This window comes from Cupriavidus sp. MEYA8, from assembly GCF_059278825.1.
Genome location: NZ_CM181221.1, coordinates 2,570,556 through 2,584,202 on the forward strand (window position 1 = coordinate 2,570,556; position 13,647 = coordinate 2,584,202).

Below are 13,647 nucleotides of genomic sequence, written 5' to 3' on the forward strand. Positions count from 1 at the left end.
TGTTGCCTGTGCCGCCTTCAGGCCGCCTCAGGATGAGATTCGTCGGCGTCAGCCTTCGGCTTTCCGCCCTTCCGCGCGCCGCGCTCAGGCGGCGCGTCGCGAGAGGAGCGCACGAAACCCCAATCGACCTTGTCGTTTAGCTCTTCGCAGGTCACCTTGCCGCCAGTGATGCGCTCGATGACCGGGCACTGTTCGGCCGAAACAGGTCGCTTGCCCGAGATCCATTGATGGATGAGCCCTTGGGAGACCCCCAGCTGCTCTGCGAAAGCCGCTTGGCTGGTCTTCGTCGATTCGAGGTAGTCGGCGAGTTTCATGCCACAAATACTAGCACAGCTAGTAAATAGATCAATAGCTATGCTCATTGCAGACTCAAATAGCATTGCTACACTCGCGCGCATGTCGCGACCAAGCAAAACCCTCGAAGCCTGGCAAGCTGAAGACGCTGCGCGTCTGAAAGCGCTCTATGGCGAGCGCAAAGGCAAGATGAGCCAGGAAGAGTTCGGCAGCCGGTTCGAAATCGGCAGCCAGGGCATGGTCTGGCAGTATCTGAACGCCCATCGGCCACTGAACATCAAGGCCGCGACGGGCTTTGCGCGTGGCCTCGGCGTCGAGGTTGATGCGTTCAGCCCTCGCCTGGCTGAAGAGATACGCCGAGCGTCCAGCACTGTCACGGACACGGTTCCAACGGTGCAGCCAGGGAGGGAAACTGGTGCGAAGCCGGCCGACCGCCTCCGCATCGTCATGGCAGAGCAGCACCTGGAAATCACCGGCGTGGCGGAGCTCTTGGGTGTGGAGACAGCGGTGGTTCGCGCGTGGCTTGAGCCCGACGGCGACAAGCTGCAGCTGCACCACGCGGTAAAGCTGCAGGAGGCCTTTGGGTACAACCCTGCCTGGTTGATCAACGGCAAGGGAAATCCTCGCCTATCGAACCTTCAAGAGGCCGAGCTGGACGAGCCCAGCCTGCCTTTCGACGTCGTCCCTATCCCAACGAACAGCTACAGGCGCATTCCAGTGGTTGGCATGGCACAGCTCGGCGACAACGGGCACTTCTCCGATATCGAATATCCGGTCGGCCACGGCGATGGCTTCCTGGTGTTCCCTACCATGGACCCGGACGCCTACGGCCTGCGATGCAACGGTGACTCCATGCGGCCCCGAGTGAAGCACAACGAGTTCGTGGTGGTCGAGCCGAACCACGCGGTTACCAACGGCGACGAAGTTCTGGTGAAGTCGCAGGACGGTCGGGTGATGGTCAAGGAGCTGGCCTACGTGCGCGACGGCGTGGTGCACCTCTCCTCAGTCAATGAGCGACACGGCATGGTGCGCATCCCGCAGGACCAGATCGAGCGACTGCAGTATGTCGCCGGAATCGTGAAGTCATCGGCCTGGCGGCCGGATTAATGCTAGACTTCGTGCCATCATGCCTCTGTACCTTGCCAACCCGCTACGACGTGACACTACCGCGTTGAACAATGCGGTGGTTCGCCATATTCCAGAAACGGATCGATACCAACTTCAAGATGATCGAGGCTGGCTGATCAAGTTTGATGGGACGACTGTTGAACTATCCAACCGTCTCGAAATCACCGGTCAAGAAAAGGGAATACCTTCGCCTGTCGGATCGGTGCTAGTCATTCCGATCACCGGATACTATGGCCGCGGCCCCAGTGACATGTGGGAATGGCTCAAAACTCGGATCGAGTCATGAACGGCACGCGCCAGCCACGTTCGTCGAAATCGTCCGTATCGCAGCTGACGGACAGCGTGGCTCCGTCGATTCCACAGACTCCGCCGCCATCCTCACAGATGGGGTACGGCTCACACGATCACAGCTTCACTCTGCAAGCCATCATGGAGCTCAAAGGCTCTATGGGAGAACTGAAAGTCGGCTTCGAAAACCTCAACACGTCTATCTCATCCGTCAAGACGAAAGTTGACGATCTTGTTGGCTGGAAGCATAAGATTATCGGCGGGGTAGTAGTACTGGGGATGCTGTTCTCTGTTGTGGGATTTGTGATTGGTAAGTTTAGCCAGTACATCACCATCAACGTCCCATCTGCGCCAGCACCAGAAAAGGCTACACCCCCGGCATCGCCACAAAATCCGAAGCAATAGGCCTCAAAAAAATCGCCCGCTGCGAGCGGGCTTTTTGTTGCCCGCGCCACACACCTGCGCCGCCCTTGAGGCGGCTTTTTTTCGCCCCCACTATCAACACTAGCTAAGCTATTAAAATTAATGATGGCATTTGACTAGCTCCGCTATTGATTCGAAGAACTAGCGTTGCTAGTATTTCTCCACGCCGCTGACGTTCGCAGCGGTTCGCTGGAGACAGAGATGCCCAACGCCCTTCCCCCTGCAGCCGCCTATCAGTGCGCATACGAAGCGCAGCAACGCGTCGGCGGCCACGCCATGCCCGTGCCTGCGCCGGCCGTGCGCGAGACAAGCCGCACGATGTACGGCAATCCGCACTTCGAATTCCGCGGCACCGACGAGGACGCGGTCTACGCCGCCGCGCTCGATCGAAAGAACCTGATCGACCCGTACCGCTCGCCAGCTGTGGTCGCCCGCTACCGGGACGGCATCGACTACGTCGTGGTGGTTCGCGCTTTCAACCTGGACTGAGGCGCGCCATGACCCCGACTCAAGCTGCAATCCGCCAGGCCGTCGCTGACAGCGCTCGTGCCGAGCTGCTGCGCGAGCTCAAAGCCGCCCACCTCATCATCCGCAATGCCCTGAACCTCATGTCGCCCTGCCAGCAGATGGTCTGGGGCGAGCGCAACGCCCGCGACTGCGTCGACGGCGAGGGGATTACCGGCGCCAACGAACGCGAGGCCGCGATCGCGAGAGCCATGGGGGCGCAATCGTGAAGCGCGACTTTTTCCTGACCGCCTTGGTCATCTGCGTGGCGCCGCCGCTGGTGGTGCTTGCTGCGACGTTCATCAGCATGGCGGTGTCGCAATGAAGCGCCGCCCCACCCTCGCGCGCGCCATTGGCCAGCTGATCTGCCTCTGGCTGGTTTCCACCGCCGCCCTGGCCGCGCTGTTCTGCGTCTACGCCGCAGCGACAGACGAGCCGGTGCTGGTCCATCCCACCTCGTTCCGGAAGACCACATGAACCCCGAAATCACCTGGGAGGCCTGGTTGCGGCTGCAGCGCGCCGCGGGCTTCCGCCCCACCGGCCGCTGGCTCGCCAGCGGTGAACCCGAGCTGATCCGCATCCACTGAGGCCGCACCATGAACATCATCACCATCCGCGCCAGCTCGCTGGCCGAACTCTTCGACTGCCCGGCGCGCTGGGAAGCGAAGAACCTTCTCGGCATGCGCATGCCGTCGGGCGCCGCCGCGCACCTGGGAACCGCAGTGCACGCCAGCACCGGCATGTTTGACCAGGCCACGCTCGACGGCGCGCCGATCACCGCCGACGACGCCGCCGGCGCGCTCGTCGACACGATCCGCGACAAGAACGCCGAGGTGGACTGGGATGAGACCAACCCTGCCGACGCCGAGCGCATTGGCCTGGCCCTGCACGCCCGCTACTGCGCCGAAATCGCGCCGCGCCAGCACTACGTGGGGGTCGAGGTCGCCTGCGAGCGCCTGGAGATTCCCGAGCTCGGGCTCGCCCTGACTGGCACCACCGACCGAGTGCGCACCACCGCAGCCGGCGCGGGGATCTCCGACCTGAAGACCGGCGGGCGCGCCGTGGGCACCGACGGCACCGCGGTGACCGCCGGCCACGGGCCGCAGCTCGGTGTGTACGAGCTGCTGGCCGAGCATGCCCTGGGTATCCCCATCACCGCGCCGGCGCAAATCGTTGGGCTGAACACCAGCAAGACGCCAGCTGCGCAGCGCGTCGGTACCGGCGAAATCGAATCGCCGCGTGCGGCGCTGCTGGGCACCGAGGAACAGCCAGGCCTGCTGCAGCACGCCTCCCGCCTCATCCATTCCGGCGCCTTCTATGGCAACGGCAAATCCGTCCTGTGCTCGGCGAAGTACTGCCCGCGGCACGCCACCTGCCCCTACAAGTCCTGAGCGAGACCACCACCATGACCGCAACCGCAACCCTCGAACAAATGCGCGCGCCCGCCGTGCGCGAAGCCTCCCAGGCGCCCGTCGTGACCATGGGCTTCGGCAGCCTGCAATCCTTCGAATTGATGCAGCGCGCCGCCAATCTGCTGGCGTCGTCGACGCTCGTGCCGGCCGCCTACCGCAAGGTGATCGAGAAGCTGGACAAGTACGGCAACGTCAAGGAATCGCGCGAGAACCCGAACGCGCTGGCCAACGCCGTCGTGGCGCTGAACATGGCGCAGCGCATGGGTGCCGACCCGCTGATGGTGATGCAGAACCTGTACATCGTCGAAGGCCGCCCGTCCTGGTCGTCGCAGTGGATCATCGCCGCGGTGAACGGCTGCGGCCGCTTCTCGCCGCTGCGCTTCGACATCAAGGTACTGGGCGAGAAGACGGTCGAGCGCGTGGACACCGTGTGGGAGAACGGCAACCGCAGCGTCGTCACGAAAAAGGTGACCATCGTTGACAAGGTCTGCACCGCCTGGGCCATCGAGAAGGAAACCGGTGAGCGCCTGGAGTCGCCGTCCGTATCGATCGAGATGGCAGTAAAGGAAGGCTGGTACACGAAGAACGGCAGCAAGTGGCAAACCATGGACGAGGTCATGCTGCGCTACCGCACCGCCAGCTTCTTCGGGAAGCTCTACGCGCCCGAGCTGCTGATGGGCCTGCAGTCCGTCGAAGAGGCGCAGGACATCATCGATCTGCACCCGGATGGCTCGTACACCGTGGCCAGCACGTCGGTCGACGAACTGCGCAGCGGCGCGCGCGCAGCTGCCGCCCAGCCCACACAGCCGGCCGAGGTCGTTGAGCGCCAGGCCGCGCCGGCGCAGACCGCCTCATCCGAAGTCGAAAAAGCGGAAGTCGGAGCTGCAGACCCGCAGGACGGCGAGCAGCAACCGGGCGCCGACGCCGGCACCTCCGAGGGTCCCACCTTCCAGGACGTGAACCGCGAGCTGCTGCAGGCCACCTCTCTCGAGGATCTGGACTATGCCCGCAGCCTCATCAAGCAGGTCCCGGACGAGAAGCAGAAGGCGACGCTCAACCAGGTTGCCGCGCGCCGCATGCGCGAGCTGGCTCCGGCGGACGAGCCCGCTGCTCAACCGCAGCGCCGCGCGCGCGCGCCGATCAACGCTGACTGAACACCTGTGAGAGAGAACTGCCAGCGCGGACGGCCGTAGCGCGGGAGGAAGAACAGCGCCGCACCGCCGAATGCTGAGGCGCGGCCCGCAAGCAAACCATCCAAGGACACCGAAATGAGCCACTCCCCCGAAATGCGCGAAACCCTGAACATGACCGCCACCACCGTCGGCAAGGATCTGCTGTCCGCGCTGGTGCTCGAGTTGAAGATGCTGCCCGACACGTGGGTGAAGCTGTCGCAGAAGAAACAGGACGACATCATCGACCGCCTGCGCAGCCGCGTCGATGCGTCGGTGAAGATGGCCACGCATCTGATCGCCGCGAACGGCCGCACCGTCGTCCAGGGCGACCTCGACAAGATCACCATCAAGGACGGCGCCCAGGCGCTCATCAAGATCGGCAAGTCGGTCTCCGCGCTGCATGAGCTGGCCGAAGCCCAAGGCCAGGCCGTGCTGCTGGTGCTGAGCGTCAACGCCGATGCGTACACCGGCGGCATGGACGAAGTGCGCGGCGAATCCGACCAGCGCGGCCTGGACCTCGGCAAGGAATACACCGACGAGGACGGCGACGGCATGCCCGACGCATCGGGCGATGACGATGGCGTGATCGACGCCGAGGCCAATGTCATTGGCATTGAGCACCAGCCGCTGCAGGAAGAGCTCGACGCGGCGTTCCAGGCGGGCTATGACGCCGCGGCCGAGGGCAAGCCGGAAAGCGACTGCCCGGTGATGGCCGGCCCGCTGTGCATCCAGTGGGTGAAGGGCTGGAAGACCTGGCACGAGAAGCACGCCGAGGGAGAAGCGGCATGAAGCTCACCCATATCCACGCCCGCAACTTCCTCGGCATCCGGGCGGCCGACATCAGCCCGGCCACGCCTGTAACCCTGATTTGCGGCCCGAACGGAGCCGGCAAGTCCAGCATCCAGGAAGCCGTGCGCATGGCGCTAGCCGGCGAAAGCGTGCGCGTCAGCCTCAAGAAGGAATACGGCCAGCTGCTGCACGACGGAACCGAATCAGGCTCGATTGTGGTCTCTGTGGGGCCGCAATCGAACAGCGTCGCCCTGCCCTCGGGCAAGGTGACCCAAGGCTTCCAGGCCGACCCGCGGCTGCCGTATGTGCTGGACGCCCAGCGCTTCGCGCACCTGGACGTCAAGGAACGCCGTTCGTTCCTGTTCGACCTGATGGGCATCAAGATCGGTACCGACCAGGTGCGCGAGCGCCTGGCGGCGCGCGGCTGCGACACGAAGAAGGCCGAAGCGGTGCTGCCGATGGTGCGTGCCGGCTTCGAGGCGGCCGCGAAGGAAGCGCAGATGAAGGCCACCGCCGCCAAGGGCGCGTGGCGGGCCATCACCAACGAGACCTACGGCAGCGTCAAGGCTGCCGACTGGGTCGCGCCGGTGCCAGCCGGCGGCCCGGCCGCCGAAGACCTGGCCGCGACCATCGCCGAATGCGAGGCCGACATTGCCGAGGCCAGCGGCGCCGCCGGCGACCTGCAGCGCCAGCTGGGCGAGATTGATGCCGCCGCGCGTCAGCGCGCGCACCGCGATCGCCAGATTGCCGACCTTGCGGCCAAGGCTGACCAGTTGCCCAAGGCGCAGGAATCCGTCGCGCGCGCGCAGGCCGAGATCGACGACTTCCTTCCGAAGGTGGAAGCGCTGCGCGCGGCCGCCGGCGGAAAGGTTGCCGGCATGCCCTGCACGTGCCCTGAGTGCGGCGCCATGCTGCTGTTCCTGGCTGGCCAGCTGGCGAAATACGAGCCGACCCAGGCCGATCCGGAAGCTGCCGCCCGCCTGCCCGAGTATGAGCGCAGCCTGAAGGTGCTGGAGAACGCCCTCAAGAGCCGCACGGCCGAGCGCGACGCGGCCGACGCCGCGGCCAAGCAGGTCCAGTTGCTGCTCAAGGATGCCGCGGCTGATGCGGCCGGCGAGGATGGCGAGCTGCGCCCCAAGATCGAGAGCGAGTTGAAGATCCTGCAGGACGCCATCGGCAAGGTCAGCGAAGAGCTCAAGGCCGCGCGCGCGGCGCGGCGCGCCATCGCCCAGGCCGCCGAGCTCACCACCAAGGCAGCCCAGCACCATGCCGACGTGGTTGCGTGGGAAGCGCTGGCCGATGCCTTCGGCCCCAGCGGCATCCCAGCCGAGCTGCTGTCCGAGGCGCTGGACCCCATCAACGAGCGCCTGGCCGCCGCGGCGGTCGAGTCGGAATGGATGCGCATCGGCATCGGCGCCGACATGGCGATCACCGGCGACGGCGGCCGGCCATATGCCCTGTTCTCCGAATCGGAGAAGTGGCGCGCCGACGCGCTGCTGGCCGAGGCAATCTCGCGCCTGACCGGCATGCGCCTGCTGGTGCTGGACCGGGCCGACGTACTGATCGGTGCCGAGCGCGACCGGCTCTTCTGGTGGCTGGATGACCTGGCTGCCGCGGGCGAGATCGACACCGCGCTGGTCTTCATGAGCCTGAAGGCGCCGCCGGGGGCCCTGCCGGATTCCATCACCGCCTACTGGATCGAGGGCCACCAGGTCGGAACCATCAGGGAGGCTGCATGAACACCGAATCGCAGCGCCGGATCATCCGGCTGCCCGAGGTCAGCCAGCGCGTCGGCCTGGGCAAGACCGCCATTTACGAACGGATCAAGGAACACACGTTCCCCGCACCCATCAAGCTGGGGCGCGCCAGCGGCTGGATCGAGGAAGAAGTCCAGAAGTGGGTGGACGAGCAAATCATCGCCACGCGCGGGGGCCACTGATGCGAACCATCGCCGAAGCTGAATCGCTGCTGGCCGTCGCTCGCGAGACCAACGTCGCCCTGGCCTCGCGTGTCGCTCAGCTCGAACGCCTGGCTCGCGAGATCAAGAACGCCGCGGCGAAGCACCCTCACCAGCCGCTGTCGCGCTGGGTGAAGTTCGGGCCGATGGCGGCCTTTCTCGCAACGATCAAGGATCAGGCATGAACCTCAAGAATACGCACGCTGCGATGCTGGCAATCATTCACCAGGAAGCTGGCCGCACCTTGTCCCGAGACGACTTCGAGCTATGCATGCGCGTGGCAAAGCGCGCTGCCGAGCATTCTGGCGCTACCACCGAAATGGTGGGCCGGAGCGCCGAGCCGGTGGCGTTCCAGGCGCGCGTTCAGCCGTGGATGATGGAATGCTTCGGCGCCGAGATCGCAGCCGACCAGCAGGACCGCAACCACCGCTTTCTGGAAGAGGCGCTGGAGCTGGTGCAGGCGTGCGGCGCAACGGCCAGCGAGGCACACCAGCTCGTGGACTACGTCTACGGTCGGCCCGTCGGCGACAAGCACCAGGAAGCCGGTGGTGTGATGGTCACGCTCGCGGCGCTGTGCCTGGCGCAAGGGCTCGACATGCACGCAGCCGGTGAGACGGAACTGGCTCGCATCTGGACAAAGGTTGAACAGATTCGCGCCAAGCAGGCCGCGAAGCCGAAGCACTCGCCGCTGCCGGGGCACGTCGTCGTCTTCGAGTCCGCCCCTTGCGCTGGGGTAGCGAAGCCAAATGGCGCCAAGGAGCAAGCATGATCGTTCGCGAGTACAAGACGTTCGGCTTCTGCTGCGGCCTGGGCGGCGGCGCCAAGGGTTTCAAGAAGGCAGCGTCCCGCGTCGGCAAGCTGGTGGCGAAATGGCGCTGCATCGGCGGCATCGACGTCGACCCGGCCGCCGCGCGCGACTTCGAGACGCTGGTGGGCGTGCCGTGCACGGTCATGGACCTGTTCACGCGCCAGCAGTACACGGCCTTCCACGGCAAGGAACCGCCGGCGGGCTGGCGCGAGGCCCTACCCGTCGACATCCGACGCGCTGCTGGCAATGAACGGCCGAACTGCGTGTTCATCTCGTCGCCGTGCAAGGGCGCCAGCGGCCTGTTATCGGAGGCGCTGAGCCGCACGCCGAAGTACCAGGCGCTGAACGAGCTCACGTTGCGATGCGTCTGGCTGATGTGCGAGGCCTGGAAGGATGACCCCGTCGAGCTGATCGTGTTCGAGAACGTGCCGCGGCTGGCCACGCGCGGCCGGCACCTGCTGGACCAGATCAACCAGATCCTGCGCCACTACGGCTACGCCGTGAACGAGACCACGCACGACTGCGGCGAGCTCGGCGGCCTGGCGCAGAGCCGTAAGCGCTTCCTCCTGGTGGCGCGCCACATGGAAAAGGTGCCCGCGTTCCTCTACGAGCCGCAGCTGAAGCGCCTGCAGGGCGTCGGTACCGTGCTGGGCCGCATGCCGCAGCCTGGCGACGCCGCCGGCGGGCCGATGCACCGCGTGCCGTCGCTGCAGTGGAAGACCTGGGTGCGGCTGGCCTTCGTTGAGGCTGGCAGTGACTGGCGCAGCCTGAACCGGCTCGAGGTGGTCGACGGCCACCTGCGCGACTACCTGATCATGCCGGAATATCGGGACGGCTACATGGGCGTGAACCGCTGGGATGAGCCGGCCGGAACCATCGCAGGGCGAAGCGGGCCGACGAATGGTGCGTTCTCCGTGGCGGACGTGCGCGCGCCGGCCAACGCCGCGCAGTACCAACAGTACGGCGTACTGCGCTGGGGCGAGGCGTCGGGGACCATCACTGCGGGCACGAACCCTGGCCAGGGCACCTTCAGCGTGGCCGACCCGCGCCACGCCGGCCCGGCCAAGCACAACAACGAGTTCAGGATCGTGCCGTGGCAGCAGGCCGCCGGCGCGGTCACCAGTGCGCACGGCACCGGCCAGTGCGTGCAAGATCCGCGCGCGTCGACGGGATTCGAGGGTGCCGGCAAGTACCGCATCACCGGCTACGACGAGCCGGCCGGCACTGTCATCGCGCGCAGCGACACCGGCCAGGGCGCCTACGCCGTGGCCGATCCTCGTCCGGGCATGCGGCGCGAGCGCGGCGACCACTACCTGACCGGCGGGCACTACGGCGTGGTGGGCTGGGATCAGCCCAGCGGCGCGGTGTCGGCAGCTGCCGGCCATGACAACGGCCGCTGGTCGGTTGCCGATCCACGCCTGCCGGCGGCGAACGACAAGCTCGTGGCCATCATCCGCGCGCTCGATGGCACCTGGCACCGACCCTTCACCACGCTGGAGCTGGCGGCCATCCAATCGCTGATCGAGCCCGAGGAATACCTCGAGCTGGACGGCCTGAGCGATCAGGCCTGGCGCGAGCGCATCGGCAACGCGGTACCGCCAGACGCGGCCCAGGCGATTGCCGAGGTGATGGGCACCACCCTACTGCTGGCCGAGTCCGGCGAGACGTTCATGCTGTCGGCCACACCAGTGTGGGTGCGGCCGGTGGCCGTGGCGCTTTCGGTGGCTCAACATGCGGAGGCCGCGTAATGCGACAAGCCGACTTGATGCTTGTTCAGCCGGCACCACGTCTCGACGTGGCCCGGTTCCAGGACTGGCCATTCCCTGGCCTCACCGCGTGCGAGACGGCTCAATCAGCGCTAGCGCAGAGCCCGGAGTACAAGGCCGCTATCGCCGCGGTGATCCTGTCAGGCCCAGCCATGTCAACGGAGAGCATGGTGCGCGCCGCGATCCCGCAAGACTGGAAGGACGCGCTTGGGCACTTCTTCCATGCATCCCTTTGCCAGAGGGAAGGTGAAGAGCACGGCATCCACGTCAAACACGTGCCGCATGACGGTGGTGGCTATCACATCGAGTACCGCGTTTTGGAGAGTCGCCGTGCGTGAACGCCCTATCCTTTTCTCCGGCGCCATGGTGCGCGCCATCCTGGACGGCAGGAAGACGCAGACTCGCCGCGTGCTGAAACAGGCGACCGGCCAGAGCCTAAGCGTGGGTTACGAGGACGGGGTTGCCGAATTGTCGTGGCTCCATGGCCCTGGCCCCGGCTACGACGTCGAGGAAACCATCAAGCATGTGGCCTGCCCCTACGGAAAGCCCGGCGACCGCCTGTGGGTGCGCGAGACTCACGGCTTTGGCGGCGATGCCTACGCACCTAACGTCTTCTACCGCGCAACGAATCCTGACGCTCCTATTCAGGGGCGCTGGTATCCGTCCATCCACATGCGGCGCGCGGATAGCCGCATCCTGCTGGAGATCACTGGCGAGCGCGTAGAGCGGTTGAACGACTGCAGCGAGGCAGACGCGATCGCCGAGGGCATTGAGCCATTCACCGATTTTCAGTCTTCAGGCCACTGGAAGCGCTATCACGACGGGGGATGCAGCAGCTACGTCGATAACCCGATCGCGTCCTACGCATCGCTCTGGACAGAAATCAACGGCGCCGGTGCGTGGGAAGAGAATCCGTGGGTGTGGGTAGTCGAATTTCGACGGGTCGCCTAAACCCACAGGAAAAAGCCTGTATTTAGTTGATACAGGGGATAGGCTGTAAGCAGTTCGTTCGGCGAAGATAGCATCCTCGGTCTGCGGGCCAGTACCTAGCCAAGAATAGAGTGGCCCGCGCTAACAGCGTGGGCCCTGAGTCGCGCGCGACTTTCCCTCTCAATCTCTTTGTATAGCGGTTCGATCTCTACTCGTACCTTTTCCCAACCTTGCGCCTGAAGCTTGTAGTCTTCGTAGGAGTGCCCGATTTTTTTTGCAACGATGGCCGAATTCATTGATGCACAAATCTGCTCATAGCGGATTTGCATCTCGGCAGGAAGAAAAATCGCATTGCAGGCGATGTAGTTTTCGAGGGCGCTGCTCGCCTGTCGCACACGAGCAAGGCGATACCAAAAAATGCGTTTGATGTACTCGTCAGTCCGGCCCTCAGCTTCCCTCACCTCCGCTCTCTCCATCGCGTTCAGATCGCACTGCTCAATAAACGCTTCGAAGCGTTCCTCGTCCATGCCATCTAAGTCGGGAAACTCTTGCGATGGGGAAACGAGCCAGGTGACGAGACCTTTTGCGGTATCGAGCAGACGCCATGCCTCAGGAAGAATGTCAAACTCGCGCTCCTGCAGCTTCAGTACGCCGCCGAGCATTGAGTCGATTTCGATCCGAAGCCGCTGCACTTCTTTCGCCTGTTCGTGCTTCAACGCGTCGAGTCGCTCTTGAAACTTATTTTCGATCCATCTTTTCCCGAGGAATTGGAATAGTAGATAAGCGATCGCGGCGCCGCCGCCGCCATAGGCCACGACACTGCCGATGAATGCCGAGATTTCTTGTGTATATGGAGGCATCGAAAATTCCGGGCTTCAGGAACTGAAAATTGGGCTTTGACGAAGCGAAATGAGATGCTCGGCCCACGCCTGCATCATCTGCCTGCGTTCGGGCAGGTACTGGGCATGGTTGTAGGCCGCGCGTACTTTATTCCGCTCCACGTGCGCGAGCTGCCGCTCAATGACGTCAGGACGAAACCCCAGCTCGTTCAGAGCGGTTGAGGCCACGCCGCGAAAGCCGTGGCCGGTCATTCGCGAGTGGTACCCCATCCGGTACAGCGCGTAGAGCATCGTGTTGTTGCTGATGTGGCCGGTCTTGCCGCGTGGGCTGTAGAAGAGGAAGTCGCGGTGCCCGGTGATCTCGCGGAGCTCTCCAAGGACGGCCAAGGCTTGGGTAGACAACGGCACGATGTGCGGGTCGCGCATCTTCATCCGTTCGGCTGGAATGCGCCATTCGGCCTTGGCCTCGTCGATCTCGCCCCAGCGCGCCTGGATCATCTCCGTGGTGCGCACGAAGGTGAGCGTCATGAACTGCAGCGCCAGGCGCGTCACTGCGTCGCCCTCGTAGCCATCGATGTCGCGCAGCAGCTGCGGCAGTTCGTACGGCGACACGCGTGCCTGGTGCTGGACCGGCTCTGACTTCAGCGCCGCGGCGCTGTCGATGTCGGCAGCCGGGTTGCGGTCGCACATGCCGTAGATGATCCCGTACTGGAACACCGCGCGCATGCGCTGCAGGATGCGCTTCGTCGTGTCGCGCACGCCGCGGGCCTCGACCTTCCTGAGAACGTCCAGGACGGCCGGCGCCTTGATGTCGGCGATAGGCGTGCCGCCCAGCACCGGGAAGACGTCGTTCTCGAGTGAGGCCAGCACCTTGCCGGCGTAGACGTCGTTCCAGCTGCTCTTTTGGGTGGCATGCCAGTCCCTGGCCACGGCCTCGAACGAGTTCCCGGCAGCGATGCGCGCGGCGCGGCGCTCTTCCTGCTTCACTGAGCCAGGGTCTCGCCCGTCGGCGACGATGGCGCGCGCGGTCTCGCGCTGCGACCGGGCCTGCGCCAGGGTCACGCCCGGGTACACACCGAAGCCGAGCCTGCTCTCGCTGCCGGACGGGCGCACGTACTTGAAGCGCCACAGCTTCCGGCCATCGGGCATTATCTCGATGTAGAGACCTCCCCCGTCGAAAACCTTGTAGGCCTTCTCGCGCGGCTTGGCGTTTCGAATTTTGGTATCGGTTAAGGGCTCGACCGTGCGGGGCATCGCGTTAGGGGCACTGAAAATAAGGGCATTCGGAGATGCCCCTAAGAATGCCCCAAAAAGTGACGGATGCCAACGGTCAAAGG

Annotated in this window: 19 protein-coding genes; 16 read left to right on the forward strand and 3 right to left on the reverse strand. The window is 64.8% G+C overall.

Annotation, left to right across the window (positions count from 1 at the left end; all coding sequences use genetic code 11):
* Nucleotides 1–17 precede the first annotated feature (17 nt).
* Complete coding sequence (locus AC5WJ1_RS11970) at nucleotides 18–314, reverse strand: transcriptional regulator (RefSeq protein ID WP_494476132.1); 297 nt, start codon at nucleotides 312–314, stop codon at nucleotides 18–20.
* Between the two features lie 40 nt (nucleotides 315–354).
* Between AC5WJ1_RS11970 and AC5WJ1_RS11975 the strand changes: the two genes are divergently transcribed.
* The 16 genes from AC5WJ1_RS11975 (at nucleotide 355) to AC5WJ1_RS12050 (ending at nucleotide 11,492) form a co-directional block, all read left to right on the forward strand.
* A complete protein-coding gene (locus AC5WJ1_RS11975) occupies nucleotides 355–1,401 on the forward strand; it encodes a S24 family peptidase (RefSeq protein WP_494476133.1) in 1,047 nt (348 codons plus the stop codon).
* 19 nt (nucleotides 1,402–1,420) lie between these two features.
* A complete protein-coding gene (locus AC5WJ1_RS11980) occupies nucleotides 1,421–1,708 on the forward strand; it encodes a hypothetical protein (protein ID WP_494476134.1) in 288 nt (95 codons plus the stop codon).
* Nucleotides 1,705–2,115, forward strand: coding sequence for a hypothetical protein (locus AC5WJ1_RS11985; RefSeq protein ID WP_494476135.1), 411 nt, complete (start codon nucleotides 1,705–1,707; stop codon nucleotides 2,113–2,115). The genes AC5WJ1_RS11980 and AC5WJ1_RS11985 overlap by 4 nt, the downstream gene beginning before the upstream one ends.
* A gap of 219 nt (nucleotides 2,116–2,334) precedes the next feature.
* Nucleotides 2,335–2,622 carry a hypothetical protein gene (locus AC5WJ1_RS11990; RefSeq protein ID WP_494476136.1) on the forward strand — a complete coding sequence of 96 codons (288 nt, stop codon included), beginning with the start codon at nucleotides 2,335–2,337 and terminating at the stop codon, nucleotides 2,620–2,622.
* 8 nt (nucleotides 2,623–2,630) lie between these two features.
* The gene (locus AC5WJ1_RS11995; RefSeq protein WP_494476137.1) at nucleotides 2,631–2,867 is read left to right on the forward strand and encodes a hypothetical protein; all 237 of its coding nucleotides are present in this window, start codon (nucleotides 2,631–2,633) and stop codon (nucleotides 2,865–2,867) included.
* 91 nt (nucleotides 2,868–2,958) lie between these two features.
* Nucleotides 2,959–3,114 (forward strand): hypothetical protein, encoded by a 156-nt coding sequence (locus tag AC5WJ1_RS12000; protein WP_492293173.1) that lies wholly within the window; start codon nucleotides 2,959–2,961, stop codon nucleotides 3,112–3,114.
* 119 nt (nucleotides 3,115–3,233) lie between these two features.
* Entirely contained in the window at nucleotides 3,234–4,028 is a 795-nt protein-coding gene (locus AC5WJ1_RS12005; RefSeq protein WP_494476138.1) for a RecB family exonuclease, read from the forward strand.
* 14 nt (nucleotides 4,029–4,042) lie between these two features.
* On the forward strand, nucleotides 4,043–5,203 hold the full coding sequence (locus AC5WJ1_RS12010) for a hypothetical protein (protein ID WP_494476139.1): 1,161 nt from the start codon (nucleotides 4,043–4,045) through the stop codon (nucleotides 5,201–5,203).
* Nucleotides 5,204–5,317: 114 nt separating this feature from the next.
* Nucleotides 5,318–6,010, forward strand: a complete 693-nt coding sequence (locus tag AC5WJ1_RS12015; RefSeq protein WP_494476140.1) for a ribosome modulation factor — start codon at nucleotides 5,318–5,320, stop codon at nucleotides 6,008–6,010.
* Complete coding sequence (locus AC5WJ1_RS12020) at nucleotides 6,007–7,749, forward strand: AAA family ATPase (RefSeq protein WP_494476141.1); 1,743 nt, start codon at nucleotides 6,007–6,009, stop codon at nucleotides 7,747–7,749. The genes AC5WJ1_RS12015 and AC5WJ1_RS12020 overlap by 4 nt, the downstream gene beginning before the upstream one ends.
* Entirely contained in the window at nucleotides 7,746–7,949 is a 204-nt protein-coding gene (locus AC5WJ1_RS12025; RefSeq protein ID WP_494476142.1) for a helix-turn-helix transcriptional regulator, read from the forward strand. Before AC5WJ1_RS12020 ends, AC5WJ1_RS12025 begins: the two co-directional genes overlap by 4 nt.
* Nucleotides 7,949–8,152 (forward strand): hypothetical protein, encoded by a 204-nt coding sequence (locus AC5WJ1_RS12030; RefSeq protein ID WP_494476143.1) that lies wholly within the window; start codon nucleotides 7,949–7,951, stop codon nucleotides 8,150–8,152. The genes AC5WJ1_RS12025 and AC5WJ1_RS12030 overlap by 1 nt, the downstream gene beginning before the upstream one ends.
* A complete protein-coding gene (locus tag AC5WJ1_RS12035; RefSeq protein WP_494476144.1) occupies nucleotides 8,149–8,736 on the forward strand; it encodes a hypothetical protein in 588 nt (195 codons plus the stop codon). The genes AC5WJ1_RS12030 and AC5WJ1_RS12035 overlap by 4 nt, the downstream gene beginning before the upstream one ends.
* The gene (locus tag AC5WJ1_RS12040) at nucleotides 8,733–10,523 is read left to right on the forward strand and encodes a DNA cytosine methyltransferase (RefSeq protein ID WP_494476145.1); all 1,791 of its coding nucleotides are present in this window, start codon (nucleotides 8,733–8,735) and stop codon (nucleotides 10,521–10,523) included. The genes AC5WJ1_RS12035 and AC5WJ1_RS12040 overlap by 4 nt, the downstream gene beginning before the upstream one ends.
* A complete protein-coding gene (locus AC5WJ1_RS12045; protein ID WP_494476146.1) occupies nucleotides 10,523–10,879 on the forward strand; it encodes a hypothetical protein in 357 nt (118 codons plus the stop codon). The genes AC5WJ1_RS12040 and AC5WJ1_RS12045 overlap by 1 nt, the downstream gene beginning before the upstream one ends.
* Nucleotides 10,872–11,492: an ASCH domain-containing protein gene (locus tag AC5WJ1_RS12050; protein ID WP_494476147.1), complete on the forward strand. Its 621-nt coding sequence runs from the start codon at nucleotides 10,872–10,874 to the stop codon at nucleotides 11,490–11,492. Before AC5WJ1_RS12045 ends, AC5WJ1_RS12050 begins: the two co-directional genes overlap by 8 nt.
* Before the next feature lie 95 nt (nucleotides 11,493–11,587).
* On the opposite strand, the gene AC5WJ1_RS12055 is transcribed toward AC5WJ1_RS12050, so the two are convergent.
* Together AC5WJ1_RS12055 and AC5WJ1_RS12060 are read right to left on the reverse strand one after the other, a co-directional pair.
* Nucleotides 11,588–12,331 carry a hypothetical protein gene (locus tag AC5WJ1_RS12055; RefSeq protein ID WP_494476148.1) on the reverse strand — a complete coding sequence of 248 codons (744 nt, stop codon included), beginning with the start codon at nucleotides 12,329–12,331 and terminating at the stop codon, nucleotides 11,588–11,590.
* A 15-nt stretch (nucleotides 12,332–12,346) separates the two neighbouring features.
* Entirely contained in the window at nucleotides 12,347–13,564 is a 1,218-nt protein-coding gene (locus AC5WJ1_RS12060; RefSeq protein WP_494476149.1) for a tyrosine-type recombinase/integrase, read from the reverse strand.
* Nucleotides 13,565–13,647: the final 83 nt, after the last annotated feature.

Coding starts and splice junctions, on each gene's coding strand:
- AC5WJ1_RS12000 (WP_492293173.1), top strand. CDS start 2,959: ATGAAGCGCCGCCCCACCCTCGCGCGCGCCATTGGCCAGCTGATCTGC.
- AC5WJ1_RS12060 (WP_494476149.1), bottom strand. CDS start 13,564: ATGCCCCGCACGGTCGAGCCCTTAACCGATACCAAAATTCGAAACGCC.
- AC5WJ1_RS12005 (WP_494476138.1), top strand. CDS start 3,234: ATGAACATCATCACCATCCGCGCCAGCTCGCTGGCCGAACTCTTCGAC.
- AC5WJ1_RS12035 (WP_494476144.1), top strand. CDS start 8,149: ATGAACCTCAAGAATACGCACGCTGCGATGCTGGCAATCATTCACCAG.
- AC5WJ1_RS12015 (WP_494476140.1), top strand. CDS start 5,318: ATGAGCCACTCCCCCGAAATGCGCGAAACCCTGAACATGACCGCCACC.
- AC5WJ1_RS12040 (WP_494476145.1), top strand. CDS start 8,733: ATGATCGTTCGCGAGTACAAGACGTTCGGCTTCTGCTGCGGCCTGGGC.
- AC5WJ1_RS11990 (WP_494476136.1), top strand. CDS start 2,335: ATGCCCAACGCCCTTCCCCCTGCAGCCGCCTATCAGTGCGCATACGAA.
- AC5WJ1_RS12025 (WP_494476142.1), top strand. CDS start 7,746: ATGAACACCGAATCGCAGCGCCGGATCATCCGGCTGCCCGAGGTCAGC.
- AC5WJ1_RS11975 (WP_494476133.1), top strand. CDS start 355: ATGCTCATTGCAGACTCAAATAGCATTGCTACACTCGCGCGCATGTCG.
- AC5WJ1_RS12020 (WP_494476141.1), top strand. CDS start 6,007: ATGAAGCTCACCCATATCCACGCCCGCAACTTCCTCGGCATCCGGGCG.
- AC5WJ1_RS11985 (WP_494476135.1), top strand. CDS start 1,705: ATGAACGGCACGCGCCAGCCACGTTCGTCGAAATCGTCCGTATCGCAG.
- AC5WJ1_RS12055 (WP_494476148.1), bottom strand. CDS start 12,331: ATGCCTCCATATACACAAGAAATCTCGGCATTCATCGGCAGTGTCGTG.
- AC5WJ1_RS11980 (WP_494476134.1), top strand. CDS start 1,421: ATGCCTCTGTACCTTGCCAACCCGCTACGACGTGACACTACCGCGTTG.
- AC5WJ1_RS12045 (WP_494476146.1), top strand. CDS start 10,523: ATGCGACAAGCCGACTTGATGCTTGTTCAGCCGGCACCACGTCTCGAC.
- AC5WJ1_RS11995 (WP_494476137.1), top strand. CDS start 2,631: ATGACCCCGACTCAAGCTGCAATCCGCCAGGCCGTCGCTGACAGCGCT.
- AC5WJ1_RS11970 (WP_494476132.1), bottom strand. CDS start 314: ATGAAACTCGCCGACTACCTCGAATCGACGAAGACCAGCCAAGCGGCT.
- AC5WJ1_RS12030 (WP_494476143.1), top strand. CDS start 7,949: ATGCGAACCATCGCCGAAGCTGAATCGCTGCTGGCCGTCGCTCGCGAG.
- AC5WJ1_RS12010 (WP_494476139.1), top strand. CDS start 4,043: ATGACCGCAACCGCAACCCTCGAACAAATGCGCGCGCCCGCCGTGCGC.